Annotated in this window: 17 protein-coding genes; 16 read left to right on the top strand and 1 reads right to left on the bottom strand. The window is 43.5% G+C overall.

Going from position 1 to position 21,416, the window contains the following annotated elements; genetic code table 11:
- The first annotated feature begins 45 nt into the window (after window positions 1–45).
- The 15 genes from M3636_RS15010 (at window position 46) to coaD (ending at window position 18,110) form a co-directional block, all read left to right on the top strand.
- Window positions 46–1,596, top strand: a complete 1,551-nt coding sequence (locus tag M3636_RS15010; RefSeq protein WP_145410508.1) for a response regulator transcription factor — start codon at window positions 46–48, stop codon at window positions 1,594–1,596.
- 18 nt (window positions 1,597–1,614) lie between these two features.
- On the top strand, window positions 1,615–3,384 hold the full coding sequence (locus tag M3636_RS15015) for a sensor histidine kinase (RefSeq protein ID WP_145410507.1): 1,770 nt from the start codon (window positions 1,615–1,617) through the stop codon (window positions 3,382–3,384).
- 356 nt (window positions 3,385–3,740) lie between these two features.
- Window positions 3,741–5,033 (top strand): ABC transporter substrate-binding protein, encoded by a 1,293-nt coding sequence (locus tag M3636_RS15020; protein ID WP_145410506.1) that lies wholly within the window; start codon window positions 3,741–3,743, stop codon window positions 5,031–5,033.
- A gap of 140 nt (window positions 5,034–5,173) precedes the next feature.
- Complete coding sequence (locus M3636_RS15025; RefSeq protein WP_145410534.1) at window positions 5,174–6,064, top strand: carbohydrate ABC transporter permease; 891 nt, start codon at window positions 5,174–5,176, stop codon at window positions 6,062–6,064.
- A complete protein-coding gene (locus tag M3636_RS15030) occupies window positions 6,057–6,887 on the top strand; it encodes a carbohydrate ABC transporter permease (RefSeq protein WP_145410505.1) in 831 nt (276 codons plus the stop codon). The genes M3636_RS15025 and M3636_RS15030 overlap by 8 nt, the downstream gene beginning before the upstream one ends.
- 157 nt (window positions 6,888–7,044) lie before the next feature.
- Entirely contained in the window at window positions 7,045–10,095 is a 3,051-nt protein-coding gene (lacZ, locus tag M3636_RS15035) for a beta-galactosidase, LacZ type (protein ID WP_251383040.1), read from the top strand.
- A gap of 153 nt (window positions 10,096–10,248) precedes the next feature.
- The gene (locus tag M3636_RS15040) at window positions 10,249–10,554 is read left to right on the top strand and encodes a hypothetical protein (RefSeq protein ID WP_251383041.1); all 306 of its coding nucleotides are present in this window, start codon (window positions 10,249–10,251) and stop codon (window positions 10,552–10,554) included.
- Between the two features lie 54 nt (window positions 10,555–10,608).
- Window positions 10,609–10,899, top strand: coding sequence for a hypothetical protein (locus M3636_RS15045; RefSeq protein ID WP_251383042.1), 291 nt, complete (start codon window positions 10,609–10,611; stop codon window positions 10,897–10,899).
- A 78-nt stretch (window positions 10,900–10,977) separates the two neighbouring features.
- Window positions 10,978–11,274 (top strand): hypothetical protein, encoded by a 297-nt coding sequence (locus M3636_RS15050; RefSeq protein ID WP_251383043.1) that lies wholly within the window; start codon window positions 10,978–10,980, stop codon window positions 11,272–11,274.
- Window positions 11,275–11,627: 353 nt separating this feature from the next.
- Window positions 11,628–12,563 carry a LytTR family transcriptional regulator DNA-binding domain-containing protein gene (locus tag M3636_RS15055; protein ID WP_251383044.1) on the top strand — a complete coding sequence of 312 codons (936 nt, stop codon included), beginning with the start codon at window positions 11,628–11,630 and terminating at the stop codon, window positions 12,561–12,563.
- A gap of 143 nt (window positions 12,564–12,706) precedes the next feature.
- Window positions 12,707–13,552, top strand: coding sequence for an ABC transporter ATP-binding protein (locus tag M3636_RS15060; RefSeq protein WP_251383045.1), 846 nt, complete (start codon window positions 12,707–12,709; stop codon window positions 13,550–13,552).
- Window positions 13,549–14,256 carry an ABC transporter permease gene (locus M3636_RS15065; RefSeq protein ID WP_251383046.1) on the top strand — a complete coding sequence of 236 codons (708 nt, stop codon included), beginning with the start codon at window positions 13,549–13,551 and terminating at the stop codon, window positions 14,254–14,256. The genes M3636_RS15060 and M3636_RS15065 overlap by 4 nt, the downstream gene beginning before the upstream one ends.
- An 83-nt stretch (window positions 14,257–14,339) precedes the next feature.
- A complete protein-coding gene (locus M3636_RS15070) occupies window positions 14,340–16,634 on the top strand; it encodes a preprotein translocase subunit SecA (protein ID WP_251383047.1) in 2,295 nt (764 codons plus the stop codon).
- A 359-nt stretch (window positions 16,635–16,993) separates the two neighbouring features.
- Window positions 16,994–17,602: a 16S rRNA (guanine(966)-N(2))-methyltransferase RsmD gene (gene rsmD, locus M3636_RS15075; protein ID WP_145410497.1), complete on the top strand. Its 609-nt coding sequence runs from the start codon at window positions 16,994–16,996 to the stop codon at window positions 17,600–17,602.
- Between the two features lies 1 nt (window position 17,603).
- A complete protein-coding gene (gene coaD / locus M3636_RS15080) occupies window positions 17,604–18,110 on the top strand; it encodes a pantetheine-phosphate adenylyltransferase (protein WP_056701152.1) in 507 nt (168 codons plus the stop codon).
- Here coaD and M3636_RS15085 read toward each other — a convergent pair.
- Window positions 18,088–19,404: a nucleoside recognition domain-containing protein gene (locus M3636_RS15085; protein ID WP_251383048.1), complete on the bottom strand. Its 1,317-nt coding sequence runs from the start codon at window positions 19,402–19,404 to the stop codon at window positions 18,088–18,090. The two genes, coaD and M3636_RS15085, sit on opposite strands and share 23 nt — an antisense overlap.
- A gap of 207 nt (window positions 19,405–19,611) precedes the next feature.
- Here M3636_RS15085 and M3636_RS15090 point away from each other — a divergent pair, with 207 nt between their 5' ends.
- Complete coding sequence (locus tag M3636_RS15090; RefSeq protein ID WP_128101366.1) at window positions 19,612–20,652, top strand: SepM family pheromone-processing serine protease; 1,041 nt, start codon at window positions 19,612–19,614, stop codon at window positions 20,650–20,652.
- Window positions 20,653–21,416 lie beyond the last annotated feature (764 nt).

Genomic DNA, 21,416 nt, shown 5'->3' on the forward strand with positions numbered 1-21,416 from the left:
ATCTGTAGAGATATAGAGGGAACACTAGATAAGGGGGTCGCGATCATGAACCGGTTGTGCAAGGTATTGATTGTTGACGATGAATTTCTTGTAAGACAAGGAATTAAGCATCATATGAATTGGGAGGCAGAAGGTTTTCAGATCGTGGGCGAAGCCTCCAATGGTGAAGAAGGACTTGAGCAGGTTCGCATGCTGAATCCGGATATTGTAATTACCGACATTGTGATGCCTGTTATGGATGGTGAAATGTTTGTTCGTACATTAAAAGCACATCATCCGCAGATCGAAGTGATCGTACTTAGCAGTTTTAGTGAATTTGAATATGTTCGCTCGACCCTTCAACATGGAGCGGCAGATTATATTTTGAAACCCAAATTGGATACAAATGAATTGTTAGAGGTGCTGCAACGCACGGCGGGCAAAATCCCCGAATTGCAGTTTGAACCTTCGCATGATGGTTGGCGTCTTGGACAGTTAATGGAGAAAATGCTGTCAGGCTTTACCCTGAGCGAAGATGAAGAGATGGATGTTGTCCAAGAGACGTTCCCCCACACTTGCTTCCGTCTGCTTGTGTTCCGACTCAAGGATTCCGCTACGAAGCAGCATACGCTTCTAGACAAAGAACAGATGACACTTGCGCTGAAGAGACATCTGCCAGATGTAGAGTACGCGCTTGTACCAGCCGAAGGTGAGCTACCAGTTGTATTGCTAAATGTTGATCCTGTGAAGGATGATTGGATGGTTGACCGGATTAAACATCTAGCTGTCGATCATGAAGCTGGAGAACCCGGCTCTTCGTGGGTACTAAGTGATAGTTTTGCTTCTTTTGAAGCAATGGGTGAGGTGTACCGCAATCATCTGATCAAACTGATGGAGTATCGTTTTTATTTTGAAGACCGTCCTCTTCTCGTTTACAGTGAACTTCCGCCCCTGCATCCGGCTGGTTATCAGTTTAACGTCAATATGTTTTTGCAGCACATTAAACGAAATCGCACGGAGGCAGCGAGAGAATATTTGCAGGATCACGCCAAGACACTTGGAAGAGACTATATTGCAGATGTGTTTGGCATTAAGTCTTTCCTTGGTAATCTCATTTTCAACGTGACAATCACACTCTCAGATATGGATGTTCAGTCTGGTGCTTTAGAAGAGAGCAAGTATACGTATTTCAAAAATGTAGACGGTGCAACAACGCTTCGTGAAGCGATTGATGTACTGGATACATTTATGGGAGAAGTGCAAGCATGCACTTCTGGTGAAGGCAGCCGTAGAAGCGACCCTAATATGAAGATGCTACTGGAATATATGCATGAGCATTTTGACCAGCCCATGGGACTTGCTGAAGTAGCGAAGCATTTTCATTTTAATCCGTCGTACTTATCCAGTTATTTCTCTTCTCACAAAAAAGAAGGTTTTAATGAATATCTGAACAAAATTCGAATCGAAAAGGCAGAAGAACTTCTACGGTCGGATGATGTGACGATCTCTGAGATCAGCAGTATGGTTGGATACTCCGATCATAGTTACTTTTGCAAAGTGTTCAAAAAATTCACTGGACTATCACCGAGCCGGTATCGGCGCAAATTCTGGGCTTAAAGTCAGAAGGATTAGATCATGAAGAAATGGATGAACCGTTTATCGAGCCTAGGACTATTTCCTAAATTATTTCTAGTTATGGTCGTCAGCATCGTTCTAGTTTCTGTGCTTATTCTGTGGACGACCATTCATATGTCAACGAACTTATTTACAGATACGTTCAGCATAACGAACTCGAAGGTACTTAGTCAGATTAAAACGAATTTTGAATCTTTTAATGATGCAGTAGCTGCTGTTACCAATAATGTTGCGCAGAGTGGAGCCATTCGCGGTTTCCTGTCAGAAGGCGATGCAGATTCCATCTCCATGGCAAAATCCTTCTATAATATGAGGGAAACGATGAATCGCGTTCAGACCATAACCGAATCATACGAAGTAGGGATTACCATCGTCGGGATCAATGGACGGAGCTATTCCACCAATCGTGCTCATCTTCAGATGTCAGTGGAGGAATTGAAGCAGCAGCCGATTACGACTCAAGCGGCCGAGTCGCCGAGTCGTCTTATCATTGATGATTTTTATAATGAGACTGACACGGGTAAACTGCAGATGATTTCTGCGACTAAAGCGCTGACAGATCGAATGCGCAGCCGGATATACGGAACATTGTATGTCACCATGAGAGAAGATGCGTTCCGGCAGTTCTATACCAGCTTTACAAGTCGAGGTAATGATGTCGTCATTATGAATGAAAAAGGCGAGATTGTGTCTTCTAATCGGGAGGATTGGATTGGAACGACACAACCGGAGTTACTGTCCTACGCTCAAGACATGAACGGAAGTCCTTCAAGAAACATTAACGCGCGTGTAATGGGACAGGATAGCATTATTTTGTCGGAGTATTTGCCTTTCTATCGTTTCTACCTGGTCAATGTCGTGGATAAAGAGCTCGCTATGGGTCAACTCATCGATATGAAGACCGTGGCTCTAATCTGTGCAGCTATTGTCGTAGGTGCCTTAATCCTGGTGTTCTTGATTACAAGTCAGATCACCAAGTCACTGCGCAGGCTGGTGAAGCAGATGTCGAATATTACGAAGAGTGATCTCGATAACTATATCCCGGTAAGTGGTAGTTACGAGAGCAGACAACTAGGTCATGCGTATAACTACATGCTTGATGAACTTCATGATTATGTGGATCAGTTAGTACAGACACAACGAGATCAGCGTAATGCTGAACTTGCGGCTCTACAGAGCCAGATTAACCCACACTTCTTATATAACACACTTGCATCGGTTAAAGTTCTAGTTCAGCAGGGCAACAAGGATCGAGCAGCGGAGACGATCAATGCACTTATTGGATTGTTGCAGAATACGATTAGCGATGTCAGTGAGACGGTCACAGTGGAGCAAGAAGTGGAGAATCTGAAAAATTACGTCTTCATTAATCATGTCAGATATGGAGGTCGGATCAAAGCAGCCTTCTATGTGGCTCCAGATTGTACGCACTATCATGTACCTAAGCTCGTCATTCAGCCGTTTATCGAGAATGCCTTCTTCCACGGATTTATCAAGAAGGAAACAGGGACGATTCATGTTTTGGTCTCTAGAGCAGGCGAATCACTCATCTGCGAAATTATGGATAATGGCGATGGGATTGAAGGGCTTAATATGGGTGAGACATTACCTAATCCGAAAAACAACCGTCAACTATTTAGTGGTATTGGCATTCGTAATGTACACGACCGAATTGAGCTATTATACGGGGCACCCTATGGTGTCACGATTATGAGTAATGTGGGGGAAGGAACGAGAGTAACAGTTACTCTCCCTTTGATTACGAACTAAATAAATGAGTGTTACCCACTACTTCACTGCTATATAGCCGTGTTGTCTGAAGTCCCTCGTTCTCTGAAAGTAGCGGAGAAGAGGGGCTTTTTCATGTTTCGTTCAAAATGAAAATGCACATTTGTAATATATCTAGATTGAGAAATTACAAAATCAAAAGAAAGTACAAAAAACTAAATTTAGTGCAAGCGGTTTCTGTAAAGGTTTTCATTGTGGCAATAAGATGACAAATCCGCACAAAATTATTACTAACGAATGAGTATTTGGGAATGATAAGATGAATACATCGGAAGCAACCGCTTTCAGAAAACGTAAACAAACTTACACACAAAGAGGTCGAAGGGGAGTTGAATGATTTGAAAAAAATGTGGGTATTGATGCTCGCTACAGTATTGTTATTGTCCGCATGTTCATCCGGCGGTGGCGGAGGTTCAACAGCTAGTGGCGGTGACGAGAAAGCAAATGAAATTACAATTTGGGCTTGGGACAAAGCATTTAACGTTGCTGCAATGGAAGCAGCAAAAGAAGCATATGCAAAAACCAATCCTGATTTGAAAGTTAACATCATTGAGTACGCGCAAGCGGACATCATTCAAAAGCTGAACACTGGACTTAACTCCGGAACAAGCAGCGGTCTTCCAAACATCGTTCTGATCGAGGACTATCGTGCACAAAGCTTCCTGAATGCATATCCTGATGCATTCAAAGATTTGTCTTCTTCTATCACGGCTTCCGATTTTGCAGATTACAAACTCGGACCAACATCGTTTGATGGCAAACAATACGGCGTACCATTTGACTCCGGCGTTGCAGGTCTTTACTACAGAACAGACTTGCTGGAGCAAGCAGGTTACAAAGCTGCTGACTTGCAAGACATCACTTGGGATGACTACATCGAAATTGGTAAAGCTGTAAAAGAAAAAACAGGTAAAGAGCTTCTTTCTCTTGATCCCAATGACCTTGGTTTGATCCGTATGATGATTCAAACAGCAGGCAAATGGTATTCTGCAGAAGATGGCAAAACACCTGACCTGGCTAATAACGCTGCATTAAAAGAAGCTTTCATTACGTATAAAGCGATGATGGATGCAAACATTGTTAAATTGCACTCTGACTGGAGTCAATTCGTTGCCAACGCAAATAACGGTAGCATCGCAACAGTTCCTACAGGTAACTGGTTCTCACCATCTATTCGTCAAGAAGCTTCACAATCTGGCCAATGGGCTGTAGCTCCTATGCCGAAAATGGCTGGTCAACCGAACTCTGTACACGCATCCAACTTGGGTGGTAGCTCATGGTATGTAATGGACGTTCCTGGTGCAGATCAAGCAGCTGACTTTGTGGCAAAAACATTTGGTTCTGACAAACAATTGTATCAAGATTTGTTGAACAACATCGGTGCAATCGGTACGTACAAACCAGCAGTTGATGGCGATGCTTATGCTAAAGCTGATGAGTTCTTCGGCGGACAAAAAATCTTCACTGATTTCGCTAAATGGACTACAGAAATTCCAAGCGTAAACTATGGTATTAACACTTATGCAATCGAAGATATCCTGGTTGTTGAAATGCAAAACTTCCTGAACGGCAAAGCGATTGACGACGTTCTGGCTGATGCACAAAAACAAGCTGAAGCACAATTTAACTAAGATATCCAAGGTAACTTATAGAACCCTATGAAACTCGGAGCCATCTCTCATGTCCGGTGCAACTCGAACTGGAAATGACGAGAGGCTCTGTGGGTTCTACCCATGTTCCATGGAGAGAGAGGAGCCATACTGTGAAAGCCATGAATACAGGAGACAGTCTCCAAAAGAAAAATAATTTGACTGGATGGGCTTTTGTTTTGCTGGCTGTTGTCGGAATTGTTGCATTTTACTTCTATCCGATGATCCAAGCGCTGCTCTTATCTTTCAAGTCTGGTGTAGGAGCCAATCTTGAATTTACGGGCCTTTCTAACTACAAAAGGTTGTTCATTGATACAACGTTCCGTACAGCATTATCTAATACGTTCATTTACTTGATCATTCAAGTTCCTGTAATGATTATTCTCGGTTTGTTTATTTCCGTATTGCTGAATGACAGCACATTGCGCTTCCGGAGCTTCTTCCGTACAGCGATTTTCTTGCCTTGTGTAACTTCACTTGTAGCTTACTCTGTTGTATTCAAATATTTGTTTGCTCCAGACGGTATGGTTAACCAAGCATTAATGGGCTTGCACATTATTGGCGATCCTATTCAATGGATTACAGACCCGTTCTGGGCTAAAATTACGATCATAATCGCCGTTACTTGGCGTTGGACCGGATATAATATGATTTTCTATCTGTCATCTTTGCAAAACATCGATCAATCGATCTATGAAGCAGCAAGAATTGACGGAGCTAATGCATTTACTCAATTTTTCAAAATTACTGTACCTTTACTTAAACCGATTATCCTCTTCACATCGATCACATCAACAATTGGTACATTGCAGATCTTCGATGAGATTATGAATATTACCAAAGGTGGTCCGGGTAACGCGACCATGTCGATCTCACAATACATCTACAACCTTTCGTTTAAATATTCACCAGACTTCGGTTATGCAGCAACGGTTTCATATTCCATCGTAATTTTGATCATTATATTGTCCATTATCCAGTTTAAAGTGGCAGGTGATAATAAAAATGGCTAAAGCTAAAGCAAAACGGATTTTCACATATGTGTTCTTATCCATCGTCGCCTTTGTATCCATTTTCCCATTTTTCTGGATGCTGGTCAGTGCAACAAATGCATCGGTTGATGTAACGAAGGGCAGATTGCTGCCAGGTTCAGCTTTCCTTGATAACTTCAGCAAATTGCTTGATTCGACGAATCTAGTGCAGGCTCTGGGGAACTCAGCTCTGATTTCGATCATCTCCACTGTATTGGCACTGTTAATCGGTTCCATGGCTGGTTATGGTTTCGAAGTATACCGTACGAAGTCCCGTGATATCGTGTTTAATATCCTGTTGTTGTCCATGATGATTCCATTTGCAGCGATCATGGTACCACTATATCGTATGTTCGCAACGATCTCTGGAGTTACTCCAGTTATCGGAATTAACACGATGGCAGCCGTTATCCTGCCAACCATCGCAACAGCGTTCCTGATCTTCTTCTTCCGTCAGAACACCAAAATGTTCCCGAAAGATTTGCTGGAAGCTGGTCGTATTGATGGTCTGAGTGAGCTTGGGATCTTCCTGAAGATCTATATGCCTACGATGAAAACAACATATGCAGCGGCAGCAATCATCACGTTCATGAGTAGCTGGAATAACTATCTGTGGCCACTCATTGTATTGCAAACGCCTGACCAACAGACAATTCCATTGCTGATCTCGAACCTCGGTGCAGGTTATGCTCCGGATTACGGGGTTATCATGACAGCAATCGTTATTGCAACACTGCCTACAGCAGTTGTATTCTTCATCATGCAGAAACACTTTGTTGCAGGTATGGTTGGTTCCGTTAAATAATGAAAACAGCATAAACTGTTCAATATGGACAGGGGAACAAGGAGAGAAGAGGACGCCAGAGATGGCGTGCCTCTGTCTTTCTGTTTATTCATGGAAATCCGTTCTGGAGAATGTATATTAGAGATAAGTAAATTTTCGTTCAAGGGAGAGAGAGCCGATGAAAGCAACACAAGCGGATATTAATTGGTTGGGAGACGTTAGTGTATTTGAGGTAAATCGTCTTCATGCATACTCTGATCACAGATATTATAGAACGATGGAAGAGGCCGTTACTTCAGGTGAAATGAACTTGCGTTATGATCTGAACGGAACATGGAAATTCAACTATGCAGTTCGTCCAGACAGCCGCCCAGAGTTCTTCTACAAGTCCGACTTCTCCAGTGAGGGTTGGGATGATATCGAGGTTCCAGGGCATATTCAGCTTCAAGGATATGGTCAGATGCAATATGTAAATACACAGTATCCATGGGATGGGTTGAATGAACTGCGTCCACCGGCATTGCCACAGGACAAAAATCCAGTTGGAAGCTATATTCGTTCGTTCCACCTGCCAACAGGCTGGCAGAACAACCCTGTATATATTTCGTTCCAAGGCGTAGAGTCTGCATTCTACGTATGGCTTAACGGTCAATTCGTAGGATATGGTGAAGATAGCTTCACACAATCAGACTTCGATCTTACACCATTCCTTCAGGATGGCGAGAACAAGCTAGCGGTTGAAGTTTACCAACGTAGCACAGGTAGCTGGCTGGAGGATCAAGACTTCTGGCGTTTCTCCGGTATTTTCAGAGATGTGTATCTGTACACAGTACCTGCTGCTCATATTCGCGATGTACATGTTCGCACAGATCTGGACAAAACGTATACGAATGGTACCTTGCAAGTTAAACTGAAGCTTGAAGGTCAAGCTGCTGCAGGAGCTAAGATTGAAGCTGAACTTCGTGACGCGGAAGGAAACACAGTTAACACGTTTGCATCCGACGTTAAGGACGGGCTTGTAAGCCTTCGTGAAGAGATCGGTAAAGTAAACCTGTGGAGTGCAGAGATTCCTTATCTGTATCGTCTCTACATTCGTGTATATGATGCTAACGGAGCATTAGTTGAAGTCGTTCCTCAGGCTGTCGGATTCCGTACATTTGAAATGATCGACAAAGTCATGCACATCAACGGTAAACGCATCGTATTCAAAGGTGTTAATCGCCATGAGTTCAACCCACGTCGTGGACGTGCTGTGACGAAGGAAGATATGTTATGGGATGTTCGTACGATCAAACAGAACAATATGAATGCAGTACGTACATCACACTATCCAAACCAAAGTCTATGGTATGAGCTGTGTGATGAATACGGACTGTATGTGATCGACGAAATGAACCTGGAGACACACGGATCTTGGCAGAAGCTGGGTGTGGTTGAGCCTTCTTGGGTTATTCCAGGCGACAAACCAGAGTGGCATGATATCGTTATGGATCGCGCAATCTCCATGGTTGAACGGGATAAAAACCATCCGTCGATTCTCATCTGGTCATGTGGTAACGAATCCCATGGTGGTGAGGTAATTTATAAAGTATCTCAATACTTTAAGTCTGCTGATCCTACACGTCTGGTACATTATGAAGGTGTATTCCATGATCGTCGTTTCAACGATACAAGTGATATGGAATCCCGTATGTACGCGAAGCCGGCTGACATTGAAGAGTTCCTGAACGCTAACCCTGACAAGCCATATATTAGCTGTGAATACATGCATGCTATGGGTAACTCCATCGGTGGTATGCATAAATACACTGAGCTTGAAGACAAATATCCAATGTATCAAGGTGGTTTCATCTGGGATTACATTGACCAATCGGTATATAAAAAAGACCGTTACGGTAAAGAATTCCTTGCTTACGGCGGAGACTTCGGAGATCGTCCTTCGGACTATTCCTTCTGTGGTAACGGAATTGTACACGCAGACCGTAAAGTGACTGCGAAAATGCAGGAGGTTAAGTTCCTGTATCAAAACATTAAGCTCTTCCCTGATCGTAATGCGGTTAAAATCGTTAATGATAACTTGTTCGCGGACACGTCAGCACTAGAGCTGGTCTACAGCTTGGAGCGCGAAGGCCATGAAGTCGTTCGTGGTACGCTCGAAGTGAACGTTCAGCCGCAAAGCGAACTGGTTGTGAACCTTCCAATTGATGTGGAAGGACTGTCTGCAGCTGAATATGCTGTGAATACAGCATTTGTTCTGAAATCTGCTACATTGTGGGCAGACCAAGGAGAAGAGGTAGCATTCGGGCAATTCATTTTCCAACAAGAAAATAGCTCTAATGAGACTGTTGCCGTTGACGCTAATCATGTTCATGAGATTCGTGTGGTAGAAGGCGATGTTCACATCGGGGTACGTGTTGGACAGACACATACCTTGTTCTCCAAAGCTTTCGGAACACTGGTATCACTTCAATTCTCAGGACGTGAAACGATTGCTCAGCCTCCACTGCCATTGTTCTGGCGTGCAACAACAGACAATGACAAAGGAACTGCAATGGGCTTCGAGCTTGGCGCATGGTATGCAGCAAGTTTGATGCCAAGATGTGTAGAATGGAAAGCAGAACAGCAATCCAACGCGTATCGTATTGAATTCACTTACAAGCTGAACATCTCGGCTGATGTGCAAGTGAAGGTTGCTTATACAGTGCGTAATGATGGAAGCGTACATGTTCATAACGCGTACAAAGGAACGGCAGGATTGCCTGAGCTTCCAATCCATGCACTTTCCTTCAAAACATCACCAGAATTCAGCAATGTCGAGTGGCTCGCACTCGGACCAGAAGAGAACTATGCTGACCGTGCTTTCGGCGCGCGTCTGGGCATCCATGCAAGCACTGTTGCTGATACAGTTGCTCCTTACCTTGTTCCACAGGAGTCTGGTAACCGTACAGGCGTACGCTGGGCAAAAGTAACGGATAATGCTGGACGTGGATTCAAGATCGAAGCGGCTTCTGCTCCGGTTGAACTCAACGTTTCACCATATACAGCATTTGAATTGGAGAATGCACAACACGCGTATGAATTGCCTCCCGTGCACTATACTGTCGTGACTGTTGCTGGTAAACAAATGGGTGTCGGCGGTGATGATAGCTGGGGTGCTCCAGTTCATCCAGAATACCGAATTGCTTCTAATGGTGAATTGGAATTTGAATTCGTAATTCGCTCACTGTAATCGTAATAAGTAAATAAAAGAGGTCTCCATCAGATGGAGGCCTCTTCTATTTGTGTACGCTAAGGCGGACGAACATTTTTCCAATGAAACCGTATCTATACAAACTCGTATTAAATTAGATAGTAGACATCGTATGATGGAGGGGATTACTTGATGAGTAGAAAAGCGAAAACGGGTGTGTGGGTTACCTCTTTAGCTGTACTTGGTATTATCGTGGGGTGCTTCATATGGTATTTTAATACCGCTTCCGGAGAACGTGCACTCAAAACGATGAGATCAAATAATGCGGGCGGGCTTGAACGAGTAGTTAAGGTATACAGTGATTCGGGTGAGTTGATTCATACGTACGAGGGCAAAATTGACCTACAGGATACGGAGTATGGTAATAAAGTATTGTTTGATCTGGATGGTAAACGTGTCGTTATCTATAATGCGACGGTAATTAGTAAGGAGAAGTGAGGTAATTATCAATGTAACGGACGTAATACCTTTTTCTGAAAAGGAGGCATCGGTGTGAACACGGGAATAGTGCTGCTTACGATACTTGGCATGATTGCCTTTTACGGATTAATTGGTTATTTCCTGATTGGATATGTGGCTAGGAAAATATGGAGGCACTCTTTAGATCGTTATCGAATTATACAGATCCTCCTTGTTCTATCCATCGTCTTTGTCATCGTGCAAGCCATTCGATATCAAAGCTGGACTTTGGCATTACCTATAACAGGTATTCTGGTGCCTATGATTAGTATGATGACAACGTATAGGAGAAAACAAGCAAAAAAACATATGGAAGAAGCATAAAGGACAAAGCAGATGGTAGAACTTTTATTTTATTGGTAAGATAGGGAAAATAGATGCAGAGTAAGGCGGGAAACTAAAATGATTTTTTTGACTGGATTCATCGTATTGTTAGGTGGAATAGCGATGATGGTCTTGTGTTGTTTGCTAGTATACTTCTTAATAGCTCTTGTTTCACGCAAAGGGTTCAAGCGGGTGCTGCAAAAACATGAGATTATCGAGATCATGGTGTGGACGGGGTTGATTCTCCTGTCGTTGCTGTTGATTGTACAACAATCATGGTTAGTACTTTTACCAATCGTGTTGTTGATGACGACGATGATCAAATTACGACGTACCAATCGGAAAATAAGAGCTATACTTAGCGAGGATACCTAAATATGCCTCCGTATACAATGACACATACTATATAGATTGAACTAGACATTTACACAAGAACGAAGAAGACAGAAATAACGTGAAGAAGCGAAGCGTTCGCCTTTATCACCGGATTTTCCCTTTGGAAAAGGGAATCAAAAAAATCTGGGGATAACAGCGATCGGAAGGTTGTTCTGTTATCGGAGTGGTCTGTGTAAATTTTTATAGTTCAATCTATATAGATTAACGAGTGAGGTTGACTAAATGAGCTATATTAGTCGGCCTTTTTTAGTATTGAATTAATGTAGATACATTCCTTATATGGAAGAAAAAAGGTTTGTATAATCTACGAAGTACTAATCTGGGAGGATATTATGCAATTTGAACCAATCTACACGCATGGGAAATTAACGATACCAAAGATCGAGCTCAATCTGGATAACAATCCATTGGTTGGCATTATAACAGACTTGAAGCGAAAGCAGCTTCTGATGGATCAATTGGCCGATCATGCGCAATACCATTTGTTTCGAGTGCAACAAGGCGAATATACGAATCTGCGAGTAGAAGAGCTAATTACGTTTTTGATCCGAGTAACGGAAAGAAATGATCATGTTGCTACGTTAATTGATTATTTTGCTCTAAAAGAAGAACGGAAAGTAAAAATGAAGCATCTAAGCTCATCGAGAAGAATGTTTGTGACATTGCTACGCGTATTTTTTGCACATCAGCCTACGCTTGTGTTGGAGGAACCGTATTTTTATCTGGAAGAAGAAGATCGTCGTTCTTTCAAACGAATTTTAGATGACCTTTCGAAAGACAAACAGATCTTGATTTTAACTTCGAATTTAGAGGATGCCATGATATCTTGTGATGCGATTTATCGCCTGAACGAAGAGGGATTTCATCCATTAGATATTCGAGATACAGAAGTGGAGGAACAGGAGGTACATGAACAAGATCAACCGAATATAACGCTGCAGAAGATTTATACGAAAAAGAATGACAAAGTCATCTTATTTAACCCGCCTGAAATTGATTATATCGAAAGTATGAATGGTTCGATTCTTGTGCATGTTGGTGGAGAAAGTTTTGCCTGTGCTCTGACGTTAACCGAGCTTGAGCAACGATTGTTGAACTTCGGATTTTTTAGATGTCATCGATCCTATATTGTGAACCTACAAAAAGTTAGAGAGATTATTACTTGGACTAAGAATAGCTATAGCCTGAGATTAAATACAGGTGAAGATGCAGTTGTACCATTATCTCGTTCCAAATTACAAGAATTAAAAGCACATCTGAACATTTGATTTCCGGGGAAATATTGTATTGAATCCATTCAGTCCACATGGGTACCATTCAGGTGCGAACAGCTACATTTCAGCGAGTTTTGATGGTTGATGGCATGCTATCTCTATATGCTGAGAACATCAACAATAAGGAAGTGATCTGAATGGACATAATTCAAGTGGAGCATATTCGAAAGAGATTTGGTGAAAAAGATGCGTTATCAGAAGTCTCTTTTTCGATTCCCCGAGGTGAAATTTTTGGTTTTCTTGGCCCGAGTGGTTCGGGAAAAACAACATTAATTAAGATATTAACTGCGCAGTTAGCCCCGACCAGCGGAAAGGCTAAGGTGTTTAACCAGTCGGCATCGATGATGTATCAATCGGCTCAGAAAATGCGCTTCGGTATGTTGTCTGATAACAGTGGTCTATATGAGAGGTTAACCGTAGAAGAAAATTTGGAGTTATATCGTCAGTTATATGATCTCTCTCCATCTTCGATTGAAAAAGTATTACAATTTGTGAACTTAAGTACAGAACGCAAAAAGAAAATTCATCTCTTGTCAAAAGGAATGCGTCAGCGTGTTCTTTTGGCATGCGCGGTGATTCATGAGCCCGAATTATTATTTTTGGATGAACCTACATCGGCTTTAGATCCAGTGAATTCTTTACATATCTATAAAGGGCTGCGTTACTTAAACGAGAAAGGAACAACGATCTTCTTAACAACGCACGACATGGCTGAAGCTGAATTGTTATGCGATCGTATAGCAATTTTGTATGAAGGAAAGATTCAAACCATTGGAATGCCCAAAGAGCTAAAAAAACAACATCGTGAAAACGTCATATCTGTGGACCTATTAAATGGAGAATCGCATGAGCTTCCAATTAGTGCAGAAACAGCTAACCTCATTGCAGATTGGATGAAACAAGGACTAATTGATCGAGTAGAAACAAAAGAGCCGAGTCTTGGCGAGATCTTTATCAAACTGACAGGAAGTGAGTTACTATGAGTATCTCATTGAAACGGATTCAAGCAATATTTATTAAGGATTACAAAGAATTCTCACGTAATTACGGCATTTCCGTTACTCTAATTATTCCAATTGTTTTTGCCTTTCTATTTCGTGGTGCTGGTTCGTCTTCGGAAGCTATTGCTTTTCTTCTCAATTGCTCATTTGTAATTCTGACTTGTCTAGCACAAGCTTGTTTAATAGCTGAAGAAAAGGAACGTAATACGTTGCGTTCTTTAATGATGACCCCTGCGACAACCACAGATGTTTTAATCGGAAAAAGTGCTTTGGTCTTTGTCATGTCTGGTGTTGTTCTCGCAGTCGTTACATACATATTGGGTTACGAGCCAGCTAGTATGTGGGCGTATGTAACAGCACTTTTCATATCCACTATTCTGTATACTGCAATCGGAACCATATGTGGTCTGTTCTCTAAGACGCTACTTGAGGCATCGCTAACTATACTTCCTGTAGCGACCATATTTGCTGGGGCGCCTTGGGGAGCGCAACTTGTGAATGACTATCCGATCTTTAAAGTGCTGGATTACTTGCCAAGCAGTCAACTTGTGCATTTATTAAGCATCTCTTCTGCGGATTATTCGATGGGAGAACTATTGAAACCACTGCTCATTATTTTGCTATGGGCGATTGTATTAACAATTGTATCTGTATTTCTATATGAACGACGGTTAAAGGATGAGTAGATAAATAAACACGTATGTAGCAATCTAATTTAATTTACGGTAGTCATCATCGAATCGTGTAGTTTTTGTAAGGAGGGCTGAATGTGTTAAATACCGTCGTCAAGTTGGTACGAGAGTTCAAAGACCGTGATTCCAGACATAGGCTGGAAGGCTATCGAAGCATCGTTAACCTGATTAGGAAAAAGGATTTGGCAGCATGGGACGATGGACAGCTACAAGCTGAATTTCTTCAATTGCAAAGAAAGGCTAACTCGGGCACAGCCTTAGAGGAACTACTTGTTGATCTCTACGCAATAGTCTGTGAGGTATCGAAGAGACAGCTTGGTTTACAGCCATATGATGTGCAGATTACAGCTGCTATCGCTTTACATGAGAGAGTACTAATTGAGCAGCAGACGGGGGAAGGGAAAACCTTATCTGCTGTGATGACCGTTTGTTTGAATGCATTGACTGGTCGGGGAGTTCATGTGCTGACGTTTAACGATTATTTAGCACATCGCGATGCGGAGTGGATGGGACCCATTTATCGTTTTCTAGGCTTAACAGTAAGTTCAGTACAAACGGGCATGAATCTGAGTGAGAAACGGGAAGCTTATGCCAAAGATATAACGTATGTTACCGCCAAAGAAGCCGGATTTGACTATTTGCGGGATACGATTGCATTACACCAAGACGATCTGGTGCACCGCCCTTTTCACTTTGTTATTATCGATGAGGCGGATTCATTGCTGCTTGATGAAGCACGGGTTCCATTGGTCATTAGCGGAGAGTCTGGCGCTTCTAGCGGTGATTATATTCGTTTCGCTGAAGTGGCTAGACAGCTCGTGCCATTGGAGCATTATCATTTCGACGAATTTCAACGTAACGTATATTTGAATGAAACAGGCTCAGCGAAGGTGGAGTCCTTGCTAGAGTGTGGCAATTTATACGATCACCATAACAGTCACTTGTTAACGTCATTAAATTGTGCGCTACATGCCGAAACGTTGTTAAGAAGAGACGTCGATTACATCGTTAGGAATGGTGAAATAGAACTGATTGAAGAATTTACGGGTCGTGTGGCAGAGAATCGATACTTACCAGAAGGACTGCAAACAGCGCTTGTGGCCAAGGAGGGACTGCAACATAAAGTGGGCGGAAAGATTCTTGGAACGATTACCGTTCAACACTTTATTAGTCTGTATCCAAGAATTAGCGGGATGACGGCTACGGCTCTAGCTTCCAGCATGGAATTCAAAAGGATGTATGAACTTGAGGTTGTACAGATCCTGCCGAACCAGCCAATCAAACGAACCGACCATGCACATAGGATATACACACACCAAGAAGCCAAACTCAGAGCGCTGGTACAAGAAATTGTGACTGTTCATGCAACGGGGCGTCCAATGCTCATAGGTACGTCAAGTGTTCAAGAGTCTGATAAACTTGCTGAAGCCCTAGCTGTTGCGGGTGTAGATTGCCATATTTTGAATGCCAAGAATGATGCAAAAGAGGCAGAAATTATAGCTAAAGCTGGAGAAATTGGCGCTGTAACGGTATCAACCAATATGGCAGGGCGTGGTGTCGATATTCGGCTTGGGGGAGGTGATCCTACTCAAGTAGACCGGGTTGTGAAACTGGGTGGGTTGTATGTGATTGGGACACATATGAACGAAAGTGTACGGATAGATCACCAGCTACGCGGACGTTCGGGTCGCCAAGGAGACCCTGGAGATTCTGTCTTTTATGTAAGTTTAGAGGATGATTTGCTGCTTCAATTCGGCATTCGTGATGCAATTCGCGTACCTAAACAGGATGGGCGTCTCAATGAGCCGATATATCATAGCAAACTGGAGCATATTCAGCGTGTTATAATGGGGCAAAACTTCGATCTCCAGCAGGAACTGAACGGTTATTCGGATATGATAGAAGATCAGAGACGAATTCTACATGAGGAGCGGTTCCGAATACTGAATGGGTACCTACCTATGAGTCCTTCGGAGCAACGAGTTCGCCTTTTTTATATGGACGAGTTCTGGGCAGACCATCTAGCATACGCATCTTATATACGGGAGAGCATCCATCTGGAAAGCCTTACTAACCAGAATCCAATGGATGAATTCCATAGATATATCACCGAAGCATTTGAACAAATTCCGGCTAAAATAGCTAAAGAGTCCGCCAATATGCTAGCAATGCTCGAAGGTTCCAATGATCCAGCCCAATGGGAACAGTTCGGTTTAAAGAGTCCTGCCTCCACGAATACCTACATGATCAGCGATCAGTACATGGATTACTTACAGAATCGCAGTTCATGGACTGCGGGCACGGTCATCGCTTTTTGGCTTCATAGGTTGTTAAGACCTGTATTCGGGTGGTCTAAATTTGGATCAAGCTAGCACGTTATCAGGGTAATGGTTCGAAACACGAGTACGAGTGCTATGCAAATATAAAAGCCTACCAGAGCTCGCTCTGATAGGCTTTTATTCGGAGACCTCTTTCGAGGTCTCCTTTCATGGGAGAGGAGAAACCGGACGAAGAGCTTATGGGGAAACGTAAGTCTTCTCCGCGGTTGTCTACGACACTTGTGATGTCGATAATTATAGAATAGCCAAGAGGTTTCCTTTTTATACATAATCATCAATTGTTATTTTGATTTTATGGGTATACCATGAAGCCATTATTTTTCAAACTGATCCCGATTGTGGTACGATAGCTGTATCAATAAACTTACATAGAGAGAATAGGTGACTCATTCGTGAGAGTGGTATCTGGGAGTGCAAAAGGTAGACCGTTGAAGGCGGTTCCTGGCACAGGAACGCGGCCGACCACCGACAAGGTGAAGGAAGCGTTATTTAGTATGATTGGCCCGTATTTTGAGGGTGGAACGGCATTGGATCTGTTTGCGGGCAGTGGTGGTCTCGGAATTGAGGCGCTGAGCCGTGGCATGGACAAGGCTGTTTTTGTTGATTTGGAACCAAAGAGCATTGAAGTCATCCGCATGAATCTGACAGCAACGAAGCTGGAAAATCAGGCGGCTATATATCGAAATGATGCAGGGCGGGCGTTAAAGGCTCTCGCCAAGCGGAGTACCACATTTGATCTCGTGTTCCTCGACCCCCCTTATCGGATGAAGAACGGGGATGAACTTATGCTTACGATGCATGAACTGGAGCTGCTTAAACCTGAAGCGACTATCGTGCTTGAATATGAATCTAAACATCTGTACCCTGAGCAATTCGGCCCGTTTGAACAAACGCGCAAAGCATTGTACGGGGAAACTGCGGTTTCCATTTATCATTATGCACCTCATGCATCCGAAGATGGAGAATCCAGCACAGCGGAAGAGGAGGATCTCCATGAGTGAAATGATACATCGTCAAGAACGGATTGCCGTTTATCCAGGTAGTTTTGATCCTGTAACGATGGGACATCTGGACATTATTGCTAGAGCATCGAAGCAATTTGACCGTGTGATTGTTGCGGTACTGAATAATATGAGCAAAAACCCACTGTTTACGGTGGAGGAGCGCAAGCAATTAATTACGGAAGTGACGCGTCATCTGCCTAATGTTGAGGTGGATAGCTTCCGCGATCTAACGGCCAATTATGTACGCCAAAAAGAAGCGCAAGTTATCGTGCGAGGTATTCGCTCGGTCACTGATTTTGAATACGAACTGCAACTCGCTTCCACCAATAGTAAATTGAATCCAGATGCGGAGACCATTTTCATGATGACAAATCCGAAGTATTCGTATCTCAGCTCCAGTATTGTAAAAGAAATTGCGCATTACAATGGAGATGTAACGGATCTGGTATCCCCTGAAGTGGAAGCTGCGCTACGTCAGAAGATTAGCGAGAAGAACGCTCGTTAAACCAACGCGTCAGCCCTGAAAGACTGATCATAATTACAAGTAGCAGAGCAAGACTAACCATTGCTACCGGAATGGCGTACCCAAGTAACGCTAGGCTAGAACTGCTACTGAACAGGGAAAACCATTGCGGTGCAGCTGGCAATCCAATGTTTGTGGTCGTTTGAAACGTAGTCCAGACCTCTGTACTGTATCGACTAAAAGGTGTCCATAGAACAAGACTCATGGCGAAAGCGATCAGTCCGTGTAAGAGTCGTATGGCTATAAAGTCAATCATATTCCTTGTCGCAAGCCCGACTGATTTTAGAACGGCAGAGACTTGTAAATGGGAGCAAAGGCCGCCCCAGCCTAATACGGCTGCAATGAGAGCAATCATAACTACAGGAGCCAGAGAGGTTTGACTTAGATGGTAGATTCCGAGATGGATTTCCAGCAGCGATGACCATAAGGAAACGGAAGCACCTGGCGTAAGATATAGGCTCAGCAGTCGAATAAACACCGCAAATACAATCATAAATCCTCCGGTCATCATCAAGGTCTGAACGGCTTGGGAGACCGTATCACCAAGAAGCTTACCGAATCCCCGTCCATCACGGCTACGAGCCTCGCGAGCGGCATGGTTCATACGCTGCCAAAGTGTATGGCGGGGAACGACAGGCTTTTTGGAAGAGGAAATGGGATGTGCTTGTGTATGTGCTGGTTCTGAAAGATTTGGTGATACATCTGAGGACGAGCTTGTGCCAATGCTTGCTGCCCGACCTACAGGCAATAGGCGAATACCGATCATGGCGGCAATCCATCCGCTAATCCAATGTATACCGAGAAGAAAGTATCCAGCAGCAGGCTGATGAAGAAAAGCTGCACCCAAGACGATGATAATCATCATTGGATTGGAGAAATGAGCAACGGCTGCCAAGACACCCGCCTGTTTGGCGGTTATTTGTCGATCTTGTACAAGCCGTGCAGCTGTATCAGCTCCTGCAGGAAAGCCACCACACATGCCCACAGCTATAGCCAGTCCAGCCTGACCGGGTAACCGAAACAAACGCTGCATGAGTGGCCCGAGCAGAACGCCGAGTGCATCGGTAAACCCAAATGCGGTTAACATCTGGGCAAGCATGAGGAAAGGCAGCATGGCGGGGAAAATAATTTTCCACCAAATATCGAGCCCTTGAATGGAAGCATCGAAGGCTTCTTTGGGAGATAATACAACGGCGACAACTAGCAACATTGCACCACTACTTAGAAAAATGGTTCGTAACAGGCCCGAACGGGTAACCTCGGTCTGCATATTCATCAATTCACCTCATAGGATATAGCGCCGCGTTTACACTCGGGCTGCTGGATGGATGTGGACGGCCGAATGGCGTCCGTAGACGGTTCGGCCTTGACCGGACAAGCGGCTGCTCACAGCGGCCTATCCGGCCTGTACCATTGTATGCAAGTTGACGAGAGTGTTAGACTTATAAATATTTAAGAAACGTAAAGAACGGGGGCTCATGCGATGAATCGGATTCGGAAATCTGGGGGTTTCAAAGCGTCGATCTTTGTGATCGTGGTAGCTCTGATTCTCTATGTTGCAGTATACATGCCAACGCCGTATATCATTTATCTGCCTGGCAGTGCAGATGAAATTAAACCGATGGTAACGGTCAAGGGTGGGGATAAGGAAGAAAACGGAGTGTTTATGATGACGACGGTGTCGGCTACATATGCCAACGTATTTCTACTCGGAACGTCCTTGTTTAATCGAAATGCACAAATTGATAAAAAAGAAGATCGATTACGTGGCAAAAGTGAAGCAGAATACTCTGCAGAGCAAGTGTGGTTCATGAGTGATTCTCAATCCTCCGCGATGGAAGCGGCTTATGAAAAGGCTGGAATCAAATACTCTATCGTTCCTGAGCACATCTTTGTATTTGGACTGTCACAGGATCCTAAACCGCAAGGGGATATTTTACCTGGCGATACTATTTTGGGTGTGGATGGAACAGCAACACCTGATAATACGATTTTATCTGCCCAACTAAAGGGAAGAAAACCAGGGGATACGGTTGAAATGCAATTGGAGCGTGGCGGAGAAACGATTAGCCGTGAGATTCAACTTGTAGAAGTGACCGACAACAAAACAGGGGAAAAGCGTCCAGGCTTAGGTGTGATGATTGGTACGGTTCAGAAAGTGAAGCCGGAGGACCCCGATAAACAGATCACATTTACAAGCACGCAAGTAGGAGGGCCGTCTGCAGGGTTAATGTTCACACTGGAGATCTATAACCAATTGACGGCTGGTGACCTGACCAAAGGTCATCGTATCGCAGGTACGGGTACGATCACAAAGGATGGTACGGTTGGTCCAATCGGGGGCGTGATTCACAAAATTGTGGCTGCGGATCGGAAGGACGCGGAGATTTTCTTCGTACCCAAAGATAATTATAAGGAAGCCGAAGCGAAGGCAAAACAAATTGATACACAAATGAAGCTGGTTCCGGTCAGTAGTGTTGACGATGCACTGGCTTACCTAAAAACGTTATCTGTGAAGTCTTAATTAGGGATAGCGGGATGTTTTCATGAGAGGTTATGGATAGCCTCTTTTCGTATTATCAGGTTAGCCAGTCATTACTGGTTGGCCTTTTTTTATAGTCGTTTTACGATGGTGGGACCGGGAGAACGTAGCTCTTTTAGGATGATCAACCCCGTACAAAAAACTGTTCTCCCACTACCTCCAAAAGGCCATGTTTTTTTGTGCCTTGATTGGGCGGAATATCGTACCAATGCTCAAGTTTGTAAGTAGATCTGATGGTACGAATGAGCATCTGGACGCGCCAAGAAAGGCAAGATGTGCTGTAATTCAGATGGTGTGAATAGAAACTGATTAGGGTGTATTGAGGATGGGGATCATTGAAGAAAGCGGTGTCTGATGAATATAATTCCAAGCAAGGATATTCTGCGTAGGCATGCAGAGGGACGTCAAGGAAAAGTAGTAGGGTAGGGGCGGGGGAAATAGGCGGTGCTCGTGCTCTTAAGTGAGTGTGAGCTTTGAAGTCACGACTCTCAATGATGTACTAGTTCTAACGAACTCAGTCGGCGTTATTCACGGAAAAATGGCATTCAGGAGATGCTAACAAATCGTAGTGGAACTAGAATAAAAAGTGGACACCCGTTAACGGACAGAAGGATAATAAGCTAACGGAGGTGTGTCCACATGGGAGAACAGCGGCAACGATACAATGAAGAATTTAAGAAACAAACGGTAAAATTTATTCAAGAACAGACCAAGACACTCGCAGACTTGGCAGAAGAACTCAACAT

The sequence above is a fragment of the Paenibacillus sp. MER 99-2 genome, from assembly GCF_023714095.1.
Classification (GTDB): domain Bacteria; phylum Bacillota; class Bacilli; order Paenibacillales; family Paenibacillaceae; genus Paenibacillus.

Excerpts from the sequence above, each read along its gene's own strand:
- M3636_RS15055 (WP_251383044.1), top strand. The coding sequence starts at position 11,628 with ATGCAATTTGAACCAATCTACACGCATGGGAAATTAACGATACCAAAG.
- lacZ (WP_251383040.1), top strand. The coding sequence starts at position 7,045 with ATGAAAGCAACACAAGCGGATATTAATTGGTTGGGAGACGTTAGTGTA.
- M3636_RS15050 (WP_251383043.1), top strand. The coding sequence starts at position 10,978 with ATGATTTTTTTGACTGGATTCATCGTATTGTTAGGTGGAATAGCGATG.
- M3636_RS15090 (WP_128101366.1), top strand. The coding sequence starts at position 19,612 with ATGAATCGGATTCGGAAATCTGGGGGTTTCAAAGCGTCGATCTTTGTG.
- coaD (WP_056701152.1), top strand. The coding sequence starts at position 17,604 with ATGATACATCGTCAAGAACGGATTGCCGTTTATCCAGGTAGTTTTGAT.
- M3636_RS15030 (WP_145410505.1), top strand. The coding sequence starts at position 6,057 with ATGGCTAAAGCTAAAGCAAAACGGATTTTCACATATGTGTTCTTATCC.
- M3636_RS15065 (WP_251383046.1), top strand. The coding sequence starts at position 13,549 with ATGAGTATCTCATTGAAACGGATTCAAGCAATATTTATTAAGGATTAC.
- M3636_RS15085 (WP_251383048.1), bottom strand. The coding sequence starts at position 19,404 with ATGAATATGCAGACCGAGGTTACCCGTTCGGGCCTGTTACGAACCATT.
- M3636_RS15010 (WP_145410508.1), top strand. The coding sequence starts at position 46 with ATGAACCGGTTGTGCAAGGTATTGATTGTTGACGATGAATTTCTTGTA.
- M3636_RS15060 (WP_251383045.1), top strand. The coding sequence starts at position 12,707 with ATGGACATAATTCAAGTGGAGCATATTCGAAAGAGATTTGGTGAAAAA.
- M3636_RS15040 (WP_251383041.1), top strand. The coding sequence starts at position 10,249 with ATGAGTAGAAAAGCGAAAACGGGTGTGTGGGTTACCTCTTTAGCTGTA.
- M3636_RS15025 (WP_145410534.1), top strand. The coding sequence starts at position 5,174 with ATGAATACAGGAGACAGTCTCCAAAAGAAAAATAATTTGACTGGATGG.
- M3636_RS15015 (WP_145410507.1), top strand. The coding sequence starts at position 1,615 with ATGAAGAAATGGATGAACCGTTTATCGAGCCTAGGACTATTTCCTAAA.